This is a genomic window from Pseudoalteromonas sp. BSi20429 (assembly GCF_000238895.1).
Taxonomy (GTDB): domain Bacteria; phylum Pseudomonadota; class Gammaproteobacteria; order Enterobacterales; family Alteromonadaceae; genus Pseudoalteromonas; species Pseudoalteromonas arctica.
Genome location: NZ_BADV01000066.1, coordinates 1 through 16,168 on the forward strand (window position 1 = coordinate 1; position 16,168 = coordinate 16,168).

Genomic DNA, 16,168 nt, shown 5'->3' on the forward strand with positions numbered 1-16,168 from the left:
TATAGATGCTAGCGCATTTGAAAACGGCCAAACCTTTGCTATTGATTACGTACGTGTTTATCAATGTGCGTCAAACCCTGAAACAGGTAAAGGCTGTGAAACTATTCGCCCGGGTTACAATAGCCTAGACGATGCATTGCTTGAAGGCGATGCACCAATTCCTAGCCCACCTTCGACAGGCATTGCAACACCACTGACTATTTTTGGTGAGTCATTTAATCCAAATTGGCCTGCATGGGATTGTTGTGGAGGATCTACTCCCGCTATTGTTGCAGATGAAACCCAAGGTGATGTAGTTGAATTTGTAGTAGGTGCAGAACCCACTGTAATGGGCTTTATTAGCCGTGAGATTTTTATTACTGACGAAGCAGGAAAAGCCAGCCCGTTTGATGCTTCTCCAATGCTGGATGAAGGTTACGTTCGTTTTAAAATGAAAGTAACAAATGCACCAGGCACTGCTGATGCAGCTTGGCTTGTAAAACTTGAAAGTAATGAAGGTTCTAGCGCATTAGAAATGCCGATTACAGATAGCATTGAAGGCGAAAGTCCTGTTGTTGGCCAATGGCAAACTTATACATTTTTATTAAAAGATCTAGATGCTGCAAATTTAGATATTAGTGCAATTGATGTGATCATGGTGTTTCCAGCATGGGGCGCAGGTGAAGGCGCTGTTTATTTAATTGACGATGTTGAGATTACTCAAGATAACTTAGGCGTATCACCTGAGCTTACTATTTTTACTGATGAGCAAAATCTAGCATGGCCAATGTGGGATTGTTGTGGTGGCTCAACCCCTGTTGAAGCTATGGATGATGAAGAGCATGGTTTAACCGCAGAATTTAGCATTGGTGCAGAGCCTACTGTAATGGGCTTTAATAGCCGCACATCGTCAGGTGGCGCAGGTGAATCGTTTGATGCTAGTAGCATTTTAGATGAAGGCGTTATTCAATTTGATTTAAAAGTAACGTCTGCACCGAGTGACCCAACTACACCGTGGTTGTTTAAAGTTGAGTCAAACGAAGGTGACTCTGCAGTAGAGCTTGAATTAACGGCAAGTGTTGAAGGCGTAGCGCCAGTTACTGGCGAGTGGCAAACATATACGTTTAAGCTGTCTGATCTTGCAGCTGCTGGCTTAGATGTAAGTACTATAGATGTACTAATGATTTTCCCAGCGTGGGGTGCAGGTGAAGGCTCTGTTTACCGTGTAGATAACGTTAAGATTTATAATCCAAATGCAGCGCCAGCTGCAACGGGTGAGCTTACTGTATTTAAAGATGCAGCTGCCGATCAGTGGAGTATTTGGGATTGTTGTGGTGGCTCTACACCAACAACAGAAACCGATGATGACGCGCATGGCGCAGTAGCGCAATTTAGCATTGGTTCTACTGCTACAGTAATGGGCTTTATTGCTGATGAAGACGTATCGTTCGATGCCTCTGCAATACTTGAAAATGGTGTAGTTCAATTTGATATGAAAGTTGTATCAGCCCCTTCAGATATTGACGCACAATGGCTATTTAAAATTGAATCAATTGGTACATCGAGTGCCGTAGAGCTTGCTTTATCTAGCAGTGTTGAAGGCCAAGTACCTGTAACGGGCGAATGGCAAACATACACCTTCCCTCTTCAGCAATTATTTGATGCCGGCTTAGACATTAGCGCATTAAACGTAATTATGGTTTTTCCTAGCTGGGACATGGGCGATGGCGCGCTTTACCGTATAGACAACGTGATTATTGCAAATCCATAAAACACACACCAATAGGCGCTTAGCGCCTATTGCTACACAACAACATTTTATAAAGCAGAGCTATTATGAACACATTCAATTTTAAAAAGAGCCAACTTGCGGCTTCTGTGTCTCTCATCATTGCTGCAAGCACATTAAACACAGCTATTGCGGCAGAAGCAGAAACAAGCGTTTCATCTGATGTAGAAGTTATTGAAGTAAAAGGTATTCGTGGTTCACTTATTCGTTCTATGGATATGAAACGCGACTCTTCTGGTATTGTAGATGCTATCTCGTCTGAAGAAATGGGTAAATTCCCAGATACCAACTTAGCAGAATCATTACAACGTATTACCGGCGTATCGGTGAGCCGTGCAAACGGTGAAGGTAGCCAAATTACAGTACGTGGTTTTGGCCCTGAGTTTAACTTAATTACCTTAAATGGCCGCCAAATGCCGGGCACAGGTTATACACGTTCGTATAACCTTGAAAACATCGCCTCTGAAGGTGTAAGTGCCCTTGAAGTATTTAAAACAGCACGTGCAGACGTGCCAAGCGGTGGCTTAGGTGCAACGGTAAATATTTCTACTGGACGCCCTTTTCAAAAGCCGGGTCAGAACTTTTCAGCAACCGTTAAAGCAAATCACGACTCGTCAAACGAAGCTGGCGATGACGTAACACCAGAGTTTTCTACTGTTTACAGCAATACTTTTGTAGATGACACTTTTGGTTTTGGTTTTTCGTTTTCGCACCAAGAGCGTGACTTTCAAAAACAAAGTGCCAATATTCAAGGCTGGCAAGCAAACGTAGACCTACCTGATTTAGATAGCAGCAACGTTGTTGATAACCGTACAGATACATCAGGTAACTACTACTTCCCTAAAGACATGAACTACTCTATTGAAGATGTAGAACGTGAACGTACAAACGGACAAGTTACTTTTCAGTTTGCACCGGTAGATGGCTTTGTAGCAACACTTGATTACACCGCAAGTAAAGCTGTAACAGGTTCTCAAAGTATTGGTTGGGGTATTTGGAACGACTTTGGTAGCAATATTAATGGCTACGAACTAGATGAAAATGGTACAGCTGTTTATGCTGATATTAGCGGTAACGATGCATCATTCACAGCTAATAAAGGTACTACAGAAGTAAAAGCGCGCTCTCTAGGTTTAAATCTAGATTGGGAAATTAACGACACGTGGCACGTAGAGCTTGATTACCACGACTCTAAAAACGAAACTGATAACGGCGCCGACAAAGGGCTGGGAAGTGCCGGCCAAGTAATTTTAGGTTCGGATCAGCTAGCTAATAAGATTTATGATTACCGTACGGGCGAAGTACCCAGTGCACAAGTTAATTGGTTAAATGGCACAAGTGAATTAACGCCTGGCGAAATTGATTCAAACTTTAGTCAGTTTATTCATTCACCAGGTGAATCAAACATTGAACAATTACAGCTACATACAACATGGTATAACGAAAGCTATGACATTGGTTTAGTTAAAGTTAAATTTGGCGCATCACGTACAGAACAAAACACCGGTGGTTACACCGCGTGGAGTGGTTTAGTAGGTGGTCCAGGCTTTAACCCATCGTATACAGAAATATTCCCAGATAGTATGTTTACCCGCAACGACACATCAGGCCTTTTAGATCAGTTTGATGGCGGCGGCAGCGACTTACAACCTGGTTACTACTATACCTATGACTTTGACGAAGCTGTTGCGCGCCAAATTGCGTATTTAACGGCTGATGTAACGGGTGGCGATGCATATACAGCTAATGCATACGCAGACGGAATAGATAGCGAGAGCTACGTAGAAGAAATCACTAATAGCTTTTATGTTCAATCAAGCTGGGAATTTGACGTAAGTAACTACTACGTAAAAGTAAATGCAGGCCTACGCTATGAGCAAACAGACGTAACAAGTACTGTGCGTCAACGCGTTGAAGATCAAGTTAATTGGATCAGCGCTTCAGAGTGGATCATGCAATACGCTGCTGGCGGCGATGATAACTTCTTAGAGCAACAAGGTGATTACGATGTTTTACTGCCTTCAATCGACGTAAGTGTTGATTTAACTGAAGACGTAGTAGCCCGCGTATCTTGGGGTAAAACAATGTCGCGTGCACCACTAGGTAATTTAGCCGGTGGTCGTAGTTTAACAGGCAGCCCAAAACCAGGTTCTCGTACAGGTGGCCAAGGTAATACAAACTTATTACCGTTTGAATCAACAAACCTTGATTTATCACTTGAGTATTACTACGCAGAAGGCAGCTACGCATCTGTTGGTTACTTTAAAAAAGATGTTGATAACTTTATTCAAACCACCATTACGCAAACCACTATTGATGGCTTGCACGATATTTTAAACGGCCCTCGTTACTTACAAGCCGTAAGCGATATTGAATCACGTGGCGAGCAAGCAACAACCGACGCTATTTTTGCACAAATGATTGCCAGCGGTTACGGCAATGCAAATGGCGTTATTGAGCCAAACAGCGACGATCCGCTAATTACATGGAATATTAGCCAACCGCAAAACACCGACAGTAAATCGGTAGATGGTTTTGAAGTTGCAGTTCAACATCTAATTGGTGAAACCGGTTTTGGTGTAGGTGTTAACGCGACGTTTGTAGATGGCGACGTTGAATTTGATAGCGAAAGCCTTGACCAACAAGCACCACTTACAGGCTTAAGTGACTCAGCTAACTTCCAAGGCTTTTACGAAAAAGACGGCCTATCAGTTAAAATTACTTATGCATGGCGCGACTCATACCTAATTGGTGTTGGCCAAGCACAAGGTTCAGCTGATGCGCCTCCGCAATATGCTAAAGCGTATGGCCAATGGGATATGAGCGTAAACTACGATGTAAACGAAAACGTAACGGTATTTTTTGATGGCATAAACTTAAATAATGCAACCGAAGAAGGTTACGGACGTTACGAAGAGCAGTTCTTATTTGCTAATCAATACGGTCCTCGTTACTCAATTGGTGCTCGTTACACGTTCTAACTAAATTTCCTTTAGTAAAAAATGCAAAAAAACCGCTCACTGAGCGGTTTTTTATTGCCTTAACTCTTAGTTATTTACCAGTAATGAGCTGTTAACCTCCGACCTTTGGTAAAGGCTTCTTACTTAATATTTCAAATGTAATTAAATCCACAAGCATTGAATAAACCACATTATTATTAATAAAAATAACAAAAAGCTCCCCGTCAGAATTTAAACCTGATTCAACTATACGATTATAATCTGTAATAATTTCAGTGTAATTAGAGCCATCAACTTTACTTAAAGCAAAAGTCCGATTGTCGGTGTTATCCAATTTATTATCTAAATTTGTATCACTATTTATTACTTCATAAGAGATAGCGCGGGTGGCTGACCTTTCATTAAACTCATCATCTACAAGTGGCATTATATCTATAATCAACTGATCTATAGATTTAAATAACCAAACAGAGTTATTCGTAATGCTATTAGTGAAGAGAACGTTTTTTGATCTAGTTGGTTTATAGCTACTTCCGCCAAACTCATTATATATCCCCAGTACTTCACTTTTTTCTACAAACAGTTTTTCGGACTCAAGTGCAATAAAATAAAAATCAGTACCACTTATTTTATGTGGATAACCTAAGCGCCAGTTTTCTTCTTTGTTATCGTCTTGAGCTAAATTTAATGTTGTTTGTTTTACGAGAATTTGATCTTTAAAAATGACAGAAGCAAGTTGATAAAAAACAAACAATATAGCAATTATAAGTCCACTAAATAAAACTAGCCCATTAAGATTCCATACCCATTTAAAAAATTTATCTGATTTCATGTTATTCCAACTTCTAAGCTACTTAATTCTAAAGTAGGTAATTATTTACAAATCCTAGTATTTTTTAATCTGCTCAAGCAGCCGATTGGTTGTCCAATCAATGCCGTTATACGCAATATCTGGCTTGTAGTAAGCCCCTGCCCCTCGCGCTCTGTTTACGTATACTTTGTTAGGTACAATAACTTTGCCTAAGCCTGAAGGTAAATCAGCTAAACGTACCTCCATATACATAGAATCAGCACTACTTGGTGCACCAAATAACGTTGTATTTTCAAAAAGCTTAAACTTATCAAGTGCATCTAAACAAGCACTAGCACATTGCGGCGGAACAATAACAAACACCTTGGTTTTAAAGTCACTCACTAAAGGTGTATGTGGTATGTTATTTAGCGTATTAGTCTTTTCTTCTACATAAAACGGGGCATCATTTTCAAGTGATAGAGCCATGCCAGCAGCGACGGTTTTAAGAGTTTTCAGTACTTCGGGTTGATCTTTTACAACGCTAAATAAAGACTCTACATAGTCAGTATTATCTTTTGATGCTCTCCACCATACTTGCGTGTTTTGAGAAGTATTATTTGCTTTTTGCTCTACTACTTTTTGGCCCCATAATCCTTTTGCTATTTGTGAGCTCCAATAAGATGAGCCACCTTGGTTATGGCGCAAATCTAATACCACGGCTTTTGCAGTAAGTAACTTGCTACGCTGCTGTTGTATTTTTTCAAATACTTTATTGTAGGCAGCAGTTTGTTTATCGGTTGATGAAAAGCTAGGCATAGCAATCCAACCAATGTTTTTTTCAGGCCACGTTAAATCAATGGGGAGTTCATCACCGTTATAAGCATTTTCTAAATGCTTGCTTGCTGACTTAGGCTTTACTGACCAATTTAATACTTGTGTATAGGTATCACCATTGGCTTTAACAAATTCACATGCTTTTAAAGGAGTTAAAAATGGATTGCCCTCGTCAATTAGTAACCGCCAACCTTGCTGCCACCAATGCCCAGGTTGTGCAACTTCACCATGAAACTTAAATATTCTCTCACGCATTAAGGTATCAGTGCTTTGCCCATCACATTGGCTTACAACGTCACCTTTGCTAATACTTTTGGTTTCGCTGTAATACACTTTTAGCGCATCACCTCGCCAAACAGCACTAAAGCCTGGCCAGCGGCGCGCGGGTCTATCTACGCTTGAAAACGCGCCAGCATGGCCATCTTGTAAAACAGTACTAAAACGAGCAATTGCCGCAACATGAACCTGCGGCCCACTCGCTTGAGCCGACAATGTAAGCGCCTCTGCTTTTGCTTGTTTTAATAAATCAGGGAAAGTTGGGTTATTAACATCAAACATACCGGGGTGATTTTGTGTAGTAATACTATAAGCCGCGTTAATATCGCGCTCTGTTATACTGCGCCACTGCTCTGGCGTTGTGGGTACAGCTTGCTCATGTCCAGCATTTACAAGTGGTGATAGTAGTAAAGTTGGGAGTAATACATAGTTGATTATTTTTGTTTTTATAGTCATAAAAATCCATTTAATTATTAGCTTTTTAAACATGCTAAGTTAAATATAAGCTGACAATAATGCAAAGTTTACTTTTATTTATAATTAAGAGCTAGTTAGCTAACTGAAGCATTTTTAAAAATTAGTCGGGGAAGCTATTTTTCGCCAAAAATGAAGTACTAATCAATAATGCTTTATTGTACATCTGATTTAGCGCGTGCAATATAATCTGAATACTCAGCAGAAATAGGCATGACTTTGAAGGGGCTGACGTTTGCCCCGCCAGTGTTACCGCTGGGAATTAATCCAAACGCAGTTTTGGTAGCTGCTCCAGCAATACGAAATGTCTGTCCTAAAAGCTCACGTAAATCGTTTTGCTTAAACGCCCAGCAAAACATCAATATATGCACTTTAACATGAAAATAAGTAGATTCTTGACCGAGTACATGAGCATTTTCTAAATGCTCAAATGCCTCTATAAACTTGCCATTTTTATTAGCTAAATGAGCTAAATCTAATTCGGCATTTACATATAATTTTATATTTTTAGTGAATTGACTAAACATACTTCTATCCCTGTAAGCGTATAACGAGTATTTAAAGCAACTCGTTTATAGCCTATGTTTATTAATGGCCAAACAATAACCGAGTTCCTATTTTGGTTCAATTGCTACTTTTGTTTTTTAGTTTTGCGAGCTCTCTTGATTTAATTTTTAGCACTTTAATTTTAGCGCCGTACCAATTAGCCATAGGTGCTGCTGCAATACCGTGTATTAAAGTGCTCATCCATACAGCGTTAATTGCAACAATTAAAACTGAGTGACCGTACTGGCCTAAAATATCTTTAGAAATAATAAGTGCAAAAAGCGCTGTGGCAAGACCTCGAGGTCCAAAGAACCCCATAAACACTTTTGTTAATACTTTAGCTTTAGTGCCAATTAACGATAGGTAAATAGCAAGAGGCCGTACAATAAATATACTTACTAAAATATAACCAACAACAGGGAGGGTTAAATGCTCAACAGCTGAAGGAAGTAAGCCAAGTCCAATAATAACAAACGAAGTCCAAATTAATATTTGCCCTTCACTCTCAGTAAATTGGTATATAAATCGACAATGGCCTTTTACAATATTACCAAAGGCTAAACCTGCAACAAACGCTGATATAAATCCATTTCCGCCCAGTAAACTTGCCATTAGGTATGATGTGCCGGTAAGTGCTAAAACACCAATGCCTTCATATATAGTCGATGATATTTTTTTTGACTCAGAGTATAAAAATAAACGTCCGCTCGAGAACCCCATAAATGCGCCAACCAAAATACCTATAAATATTTGGCTAAATCCAAACACTAACCATGACATTTCATTTTCTTGAGAGCCGGTTTCCATAGCAACTATACTGGCAAAAAATAAAATAACAGGTAATGCTAGTCCGTCATTTAAACCACTCTCAACGGATAAACTTTGTCGCTCGTTTAAAGGGACACTTTCATTGCTAACAACAGCTTGACCTAAAGCTGCATCAGTCGGTGCTAAAATTGCCGCAACTAAGGCTAGCATTGCCCAAGGCCACTGTGGGAAAAACAAATAAGCAAAGCCTGTACCAATCAAAATACTCAACGGCAAGCCTATCAATAGCATTCTTAAAGGCCATGTATTTTGCCTTTTTAATCTGCGTAGGTTTATTTGTGAAGCATCTAAAAACAATAATACAACTAGCGATATTTCTGCTATTAAATACACGGTTTCATGTGCATCGCCTATATTAATAAGTCCAGCCTGAGATACGGCAAAACCAATACCTAAAAATACCATTGGCGCGGTAATAATGGTTGTGGACAGCTTTTTTGCTAGCATAGAGTAAGCACTAACTGAAAAAAGAAGAATGAGTAATCCTATTTCCATTGGGAGATCCTATTAGGCGTGGCTTAGTATTTTTATTAGAAAATATCAGGGCTGGGGTTAGTTATATTAAATCAGCACAATTTATTGAGTTAATTTGTATTCGTTTACTTAATCTAAAATAATAACCGGCACCTAAATAACACTAGTCTGCCGGTTACGTTTAACCTTTAACTTTTAACTTTTAATATGCAAAAGCTTATTTAGCTGCTGCACGTTTTGCGTCTAAACCAAGTAACTTATCAATAGATAAAAAGCCAGGTCCACGAGCAAAAATCACTAATAATGAAACAGCCCACCACGATGCCGGATTAATCCAATGATCCAGTGTAGGAAAAACTGCAAGCTGAATAAACATTGTCATACCAATAAGGCCTAACGCTGCAAAGCGAGAAAACAAACCGATAATCAGTAATATTGGGAGTAACACTTCAACAACACCAGCAACCACAGCAAGTGTTTCAATTACTTTTACAAGAAATGAGCCATCAACATAATCTAATGTTTGTGGGTTACAAAGTTGCAAGGCACCTTCTCTAACAGGATCAGGACAGAAAAATTCGTATTTAAATAGGTCGTATTTATCAACATTAAATTGTAAAAAGCCATCCCATTTGCTCAAACCAGAGTCTAGGAATACTTTAGCGACCATAAAACGAAGAAAAAACAGCGCTATGGGCTCTAAGAACCGCGATAACTGCTCTCCCATCTGCACGTACAGTTGTTGTATTTTTTTTATCATGCCCATATTTATTCCTACTCTTGTAATGTGTACTAATTGATTTGGATTTCTAATAATTCATTTTGTAAGCATGCTGTAAAAGCTTCGCTCACTTCAAAGTTTTCATCTACTGTTATTGCTGCATCAAAAGCTTCACCCAACGACCTACCTGTACCTTGTAGGGCCTGCATAAGTTTAACTTCAGCAGCGCAAAGGGAACGGGCTTGCACCGCACCTTGCAAGCGCCATAACATAATAAAATCCTCAGTGGAGGATTTAGTTACAGCGACATCATTATTATTTGTTTTTAGCGAAATCCATTCAAAAAATGCGCCTTCACTCACACTAAGTAACAGTACGCTGGGGTTAAGCTTTACATTGAGTTCAGTAAGCTCAGTACCTTGTTCCATTAGTTGAGTAACATATTCTATAGTTAAAGTTTCAGTTGAATCAGCGCTCATCAAACTCATTAGCCACGCGTAATCTAAATGCGCAATATCAACTAAGTTCATATATAAATTTGATGCGCTTTGCTGATTCACAGTGACTTCAAAAATATGTTTATTTTCAATTTCACCATCTTCAATCAAGCCTGCAACAAAGTCTGGAAAGCTTAATCCGTATCCCACCAAAGTGCCCTGCTCTGGTGGAAAACGGTCAACATAAAGTCGTGCCATTTTACGAAAGGTCTCACTACCTACTTTTTTTTCACACATAGGAAAGTTAGCTATTAATGCATCAACGCAGCCTTTATAAAACCCGTTTCTATACACAGCTAATCTTTTAATGTGCGATGGATTTTCGCAAAAATGCTCCATTGCACTTGGATCGCCCGTTCGCAAATAGCGAGTAAAAGCATCAATATATTGATTGGTACTCATTGGGGAACCACTTCTTTATGAGATATATTTAAGCGGCTTTGTAACTCGCTTTGATTCAAATAGTTTTGCGCAGTTTCTCGCTCGCTCATAAGCTCTTCAAACGATGGTATATTAGCATCTCGCTCAACAAGCACTGGTCGCTGACCAAATATCTCAATTGCTTGTTCTAGCAAATCCCATACAGGAGTCGCTACCGGTGCTGCATGGCTGTCTATCAATAGTGACTGACCAAGAGCTGGATCCGGATCGTGCCCTGCAATATGAATTTCTCCAACAAGCTCAGCGGGGATCTGCTTTAAATAATCAAGCGCATCAATACCCGTGTTTTTACTACTGATATATAAGTTATTAATATCGATCAGTAAGCCACAACCAGAGCGCTTAGCCGCCTCAACTAAAAATTGAGGTTCATCCATATCACTTATAAAATCTAAATAGTTACTTGGGTTTTCTACTAAAATTGACCGACCTATGCCCGTCTGGTAACAATCAATCCCATTAATTAAAGACTCAAGAGCGTCTTGTGTGCGAGGTAAAGGCATTAAGTCTGCAAAATATTTGCCCTCAGACTTAGACCAAACTGCATGTTCAGATACCAGTGCTGGTTGAAATTCATCAATCAACGCTTTAACTCGTTTAGTATGAGCAAGCATCGCTTTATGATCAGAGCCTAACGAGCCGCCAACACCATGAAAACTAATATCAAAATTTTCACGTATCGCTCTCAAATAATTTAACCGAGGTCCACCTGCTACAAAATAATTTTCTGTATGCACTTCAAACCAAAGGTTATTATTTGTAACTGGCTGTTTTACTGGTAAAGCTAAAATGTCGTCAAGATGTTCTGGCTTTAAACTAAGACCTGCACCTAATTGCTCCCCAGCAACAATGTACTGGGGAAAACCTGCTTTATTAACCTTCAAGCGAGCCTTTTCCATTAGGAGTTACAATTGATTCACACACGCCTTTAGGTGCATATGTCCATGCATTAGCTTGGAAGTCTGTAGTTGAAGTGCCTTCACAACTTGTTCCTGCACCTGCTTTACAATCATTTTCACCAGCTAAAGCAATACCAAAACATTTATCTTTACGACCGCGAACTTTATCACCAGCTACCCAGCCTTTAAATTGCTCTTGTACTTTTGCTGAAGCGCCTTCTGCAACTTTTAACTGGCTGTTAGGACCAGCTACTGCGCCTGCACTTAATACTGCTGCTGATGCGCCAATTAATAAAGCCGTAGTTAAATTTACTTTTTTCATTTGTATGCTCCTGATTAAAATATTTTTTCTTGTTTTATCAATGGATGCTAATAAACATCCACATTTTCATAAACAAGTACAATAAGGATAAGCGGTATCGCCGTTTTATCAATTTAATAGACCTATCGTTGTTATAAAAACTTTCAGATTATTTGCTTACAACGAAAATACAACTGTAAACAAGAAGTAAATATAGTGGACTAAGCAGTTAATACAAACATTAGAAAAGCTAACCTAATTGTTTTGATAATGAATAAGCTTGGAAAAGTTCATATTTAGTGGATTAGATGCATTGAGGCACTTTGTTTTGGTAATGATCTACAAATAGAAATTTACTTAACTGAGGAAGGATAAAAATATTATTTAAAGGCTCCTTATATTTACACCACTGTATACTCGCTAAATTAGCGCTTTTTAAGTAGGACTCGTAAACACCGTCATTATAATGTTATTTTCTGCAACGCTAAAATGTTGGACTACATGGCCATTATCAACGGTTGATTGCCTATAAAAAAAGCGCTACAAATAGGTAGCGCTGGCATTATTACTTAATGGTTGTTTATTTAAAGCTTAGGCTCTTTATTTAAAAGAAGCCGAGCGGATCTTCACTGTAGCTCACTAATAGGTTTTTAGTTTGTTGGTAGTGCTCCAGTGCCAGTTTGTGCGTTTCGCGCCCTATTCCTGATTTTTTATAACCACCAAACGCAGCGTGTGCTGGGTACATGTGATAGCAGTTAGTCCACACTCGCCCTGCTTCTATTTTGCGACCCATACGATAAGCACGATTCATGTTTCTGCTCCACACACCTGCACCTAAACCAAACTCAGAGCTGTTGGCAAGCTCGAGTGCTTCGGCTTCATCTTTAAAGGTCGACATTGAAATAACAGGGCCAAAAATTTCTTCTTGGAACACACGCATATCGTTTGTGCCCTTTAATAACGTAGGTTGTATGTAGTAACCACCGTTTAAGTCATCACTTAGCTGCTCTACATTACCGCCAGTGAGTACTTCAGCGCCTTCTTTTTTGCCTATTTCAATGTAGCTCAGTATTTTATCAAATTGCGCTTTTGAAGCTTGTGCGCCAACCATAGTTTCGCTATCTAGCGGGTTTCCGCGTTTAATTTTTAAGGTACGTTCGAGTATTCGCTCAATAAACTGCTCGTAAATGTCTTCTTGAATAAACAGCCTTGATGGGCACGTACACACCTCGCCTTGGTTGAAGTAAGCAAGCACAGCGCCTTCAATAGCTTTGGATAAAAACGCATCGTCTTTTTCCATTACATCATTAAAAAATATATTAGGTGATTTACCACCGAGCTCGACCGTTGAAGGAATAATATTTTCAGCAGCGCATTTCAAAATATGTGAGCCCACAGGCGTTGAACCTGTAAATGCAATTTTAGCGATACGCTTGCTTGTTGCCAGTGCTTCACCCGCTTCTTTACCAAAGCCGTTTACTATATTTAATACGCCTGCAGGGAGTAAATCGCCAATTATCTCCATTAAAACTAAAATAGAAGCTGGTGTTTGCTCAGCCGGTTTTAAAATTACACAGTTACCTGCAGCAAGTGCTGGTGCTAGTTTCCAGGCGGCCATTAAAATAGGGAAGTTCCACGGAATAATTTGCCCAACAACCCCTAGTGGCTCATGAAAATGATACGCAACGGTGGTTGCGTCTATTTCACCTATAGTGCCGTCTTGCGATCGTAGGCACCCTGCAAAGTAGCGAAAGTGATCTGCCGCTAGCGGAATATCAGCAGCGAGTGTTTCACGAATTGCTTTACCGTTATCCCATGTTTCGGCAACAGCTAGTAACTCTAGGTTTTGCTCAATTCGGTCGGCTATTTTTAGCAGTATGTTACTTCGGTCGGTCACCGACGTTGTGCCCCATTGCTCTCGCACTGCATGCGCTTTGTCGAGAGCCAGCTCTATGTCGTCTTTGTCTGAACGCGGTATCTGGCAAAATACCTTACCGTTTACTGGGCTTATATTATCAAAGTATTGGCCATTTACAGGCTTTACCCACTCTCCGCCAATGTAGTTCCCGTATTGTTGTTTAAAGTTTACGAGTGCGCCGTCGCTACCTGGATTTGCATATATCATGTGTGTGCTCTCTTTATTGTTGTTAGCTAAAGGTCGAACATTTATATAAAACAAAATGCTTTATATTTAATCAGTGTTGTTTGACATTAGCCTAACAAGCGCCTAAAAACTTGATTAGCTGTCCACAAAAGTTGTCTGTGAGTCCAAACTAATAAAAACCTAAAGGATTGATATGCACACATCTCAGTTAAACAAAAAACGCCAACAACTTGATGTATTAATAGAAAACAAAGTCACATTCGCTGCAGATAGCAGTGAGTTGAGTATTTACGACACGTATCAAAGCGCGCAAAAGGTGGCACTGCACTCAAACGAGCTGCTGTTTTGTGCCATGCTTAGCGGCAAAAAGGTAATGCACGTAGAAAGCAGCCAATACCATAAAGCATTTTTACCACACGAGTCGTTTGTATTAGCGCCAGAGCAAGGTGTATTAATTGATTTTCCACAGGCATCAATGAGCACTCCAACTACTTGTTTAGCCATTGAAATTAGCACAGATAAAATAACGAGCGTGGCGAATGCACTAAACATGCAGCAAAACTTTGCACACGATGGCTTGTTTGAATATGTACCGCAGTTAGTGCATACCCAACATAATATGCAAACGCAGCAATTATTAGAGCGCATGGTGCATTTATTTAGCGAGCAAGGCGCACAGCGGCATTACTTGATTGACTTGTCATTAAACGAATTGATCACCCGTTTATTGCAACAACAAAGCCGCGAGCTATTGCTGGCTAGCTGCGATAAGCCACGCCTTAAAACAAAAGTCAGCGATGCCCTGCTTTATATTGAAGAACACTTAAGTGAAACGCTCGACATAAATACCTTATGCAAAATAGCCTGCATGAGCCGCAGTAAGTTTTATCAGCAGTTTAAACTTGCATTTGGCACTAGCCCAGCCCTTTGGCAGCAACAATTAAGACTTAAAAAAGCGCGTACTCAATTGCTACAAGGCCATGCAATTAGTAAAGTTTGCTTTGATGTTGGATTTAATAGCGCGAGCCACTTTAGTCGTTTATTTAAACAAACGTTTGGCATTGCGCCTAAAGAGTGTCGACATTAGCCCTAAAGGGGCATTACCTGAGTTGGCTGATATAATTTAAACGATTAAAGCCCCATATTACGGGGCTTTAAGTTAGAGTTATATCTATTGCTTTATAAAAGTGACACCTTTTGGTATTTCATCTTGGGGTAACCGAGTAGAGTGCATTTGCGATAACAACCATTTGTCGCCCACTTTTGATACAACGGCACTTTCTAACCAATAAATATCAATACTTCTTTCGGTGTTTTTAATATTGGCTTTATTCCAGTAATTAATAAATGCAACATCACCCACTACACGCGAATTTATAACACTAAAATAATTAGTTCTTATAAAGTCAGAAGGCTTAACAACATTTATAAAGTCATTAATAGTCCACACTTCACCGTGCTCTAAAAGTAAAAATGAATCATCAACGGCTGCACGCATTTGCGTGTGATCAACGTTAGAAACAGCCAAAAAAAGATCGCTCACCGGCGTGAATATGTTGTTATCTTTTGCATGTATCGATGTCGAAAATATCAGGAATGTAATAAAGGTAAGTACTTGTTTCATTGTTTTTATAATGTGTAGTTTGCTCAATAATAATGAGTGTATTTTAATAGAGCAGTATTAACAATTGAAATAAACCGAATGTAACTACCTAACAATGTTACCCATAGAGCAAAAAAGCACTCTATAAGAGTGCTTTAATTTAATTTTTTCAATCAAGCTATTCATCTAGCCAATCTATGGCTGCGGTAGCATTTTCAAAGTATTGAACCTCACCCGAGATAAACCAGTTACCTATTTTTGCCATTCGAGCTTGCCACTCTTTATTACCGTAAATAGCTACTTTTTTAAATTCTTTAGAGTGCTTAACACCTAACTTTAAGTCATCCCACGCTGCGCGTAGTTCCCAACCTTCAAGTTCGCTACCATCTATTAAGGCGTTTACAACTGGGTGCTTAACTTCGCCAAGAGCTGAGTTTATCATTGGGGTAATTATTTTGTAGTCGTCGTGAGTAAGCGTACCAACGGCTTTAAGTTTTAAAAAAAACTCTCTTCCTGCACGTTCAAGACCAATCGATAAACCATGTGTTGTGTGTACCATTACTGCTCTCCTTAAATAGGCTGAGCGGTAAAAGTACACCTTCTAAAATTAATTAGTCCTGAACTAAATCAATAAACAACCTCAAATAAA

General features: G+C 39.5%; 14 protein-coding genes. 3 read left to right on the forward strand and 11 right to left on the reverse strand.

Annotated elements, in window-relative coordinates:
• On the forward strand, positions 1-1,750 hold a 1,750-nt coding region (locus P20429_RS19665; RefSeq protein ID WP_033026906.1), incomplete at its 5' end, for a hypothetical protein.
• Between the two features lie 65 nt (positions 1,751-1,815).
• Entirely contained in the window at positions 1,816-4,749 is a 2,934-nt protein-coding gene (locus P20429_RS07645; protein WP_007584246.1) for a TonB-dependent receptor, read from the forward strand.
• A gap of 91 nt (positions 4,750-4,840) precedes the next feature.
• Here P20429_RS07645 and P20429_RS07640 read toward each other — a convergent pair whose 3' ends face one another.
• The 9 genes from P20429_RS07640 to P20429_RS07600 all read right to left on the reverse strand — a co-directional run bounded on the left by P20429_RS07640 (position 4,841) and on the right by P20429_RS07600 (position 13,937).
• Positions 4,841-5,560: a hypothetical protein gene (locus P20429_RS07640; protein ID WP_007584248.1), complete on the reverse strand. Its 720-nt coding sequence runs from the start codon at positions 5,558-5,560 to the stop codon at positions 4,841-4,843.
• A 54-nt stretch (positions 5,561-5,614) separates the two neighbouring features.
• On the reverse strand, positions 5,615-7,087 hold the full coding sequence (locus P20429_RS07635; protein ID WP_007584250.1) for a S41 family peptidase: 1,473 nt from the start codon (positions 7,085-7,087) through the stop codon (positions 5,615-5,617).
• Between the two features lie 173 nt (positions 7,088-7,260).
• Positions 7,261-7,632 (reverse strand): DUF3703 domain-containing protein, encoded by a 372-nt coding sequence (locus tag P20429_RS07630; RefSeq protein WP_007584259.1) that lies wholly within the window; start codon positions 7,630-7,632, stop codon positions 7,261-7,263.
• Positions 7,633-7,729: 97 nt separating this feature from the next.
• Entirely contained in the window at positions 7,730-8,974 is a 1,245-nt protein-coding gene (locus P20429_RS07625) for a sodium:proton antiporter (protein WP_007584260.1), read from the reverse strand.
• A gap of 196 nt (positions 8,975-9,170) precedes the next feature.
• The gene (locus P20429_RS07620) at positions 9,171-9,719 is read right to left on the reverse strand and encodes a DoxX family protein (protein ID WP_007584262.1); all 549 of its coding nucleotides are present in this window, start codon (positions 9,717-9,719) and stop codon (positions 9,171-9,173) included.
• 26 nt (positions 9,720-9,745) lie between these two features.
• Positions 9,746-10,573: a DNA-binding domain-containing protein gene (locus P20429_RS07615; protein ID WP_007584263.1), complete on the reverse strand. Its 828-nt coding sequence runs from the start codon at positions 10,571-10,573 to the stop codon at positions 9,746-9,748.
• Positions 10,570-11,496 (reverse strand): DUF692 domain-containing protein, encoded by a 927-nt coding sequence (locus tag P20429_RS07610; protein WP_007584264.1) that lies wholly within the window; start codon positions 11,494-11,496, stop codon positions 10,570-10,572. Before P20429_RS07610 ends, P20429_RS07615 begins: the two co-directional genes overlap by 4 nt.
• Positions 11,486-11,833: a DUF2282 domain-containing protein gene (locus P20429_RS07605; RefSeq protein WP_007584265.1), complete on the reverse strand. Its 348-nt coding sequence runs from the start codon at positions 11,831-11,833 to the stop codon at positions 11,486-11,488. The genes P20429_RS07610 and P20429_RS07605 overlap by 11 nt, the downstream gene beginning before the upstream one ends.
• Positions 11,834-12,416: 583 nt before the next feature.
• A complete protein-coding gene (locus tag P20429_RS07600) occupies positions 12,417-13,937 on the reverse strand; it encodes an aldehyde dehydrogenase family protein (protein ID WP_007584266.1) in 1,521 nt (506 codons plus the stop codon).
• Positions 13,938-14,109: 172 nt separating this feature from the next.
• Here P20429_RS07600 and P20429_RS07595 point away from each other — a divergent pair, with 172 nt between their 5' ends.
• Positions 14,110-15,003: an AraC family transcriptional regulator gene (locus P20429_RS07595; protein WP_007584276.1), complete on the forward strand. Its 894-nt coding sequence runs from the start codon at positions 14,110-14,112 to the stop codon at positions 15,001-15,003.
• A gap of 84 nt (positions 15,004-15,087) precedes the next feature.
• Here P20429_RS07595 and P20429_RS07590 read toward each other — a convergent pair whose 3' ends face one another.
• Positions 15,088-15,540, reverse strand: coding sequence for a nuclear transport factor 2 family protein (locus P20429_RS07590; RefSeq protein WP_007584284.1), 453 nt, complete (start codon positions 15,538-15,540; stop codon positions 15,088-15,090).
• Between the two features lie 157 nt (positions 15,541-15,697).
• Positions 15,698-16,078, reverse strand: a complete 381-nt coding sequence (locus tag P20429_RS07585; protein WP_002960091.1) for an STAS/SEC14 domain-containing protein — start codon at positions 16,076-16,078, stop codon at positions 15,698-15,700.
• Positions 16,079-16,168: the final 90 nt, after the last annotated feature.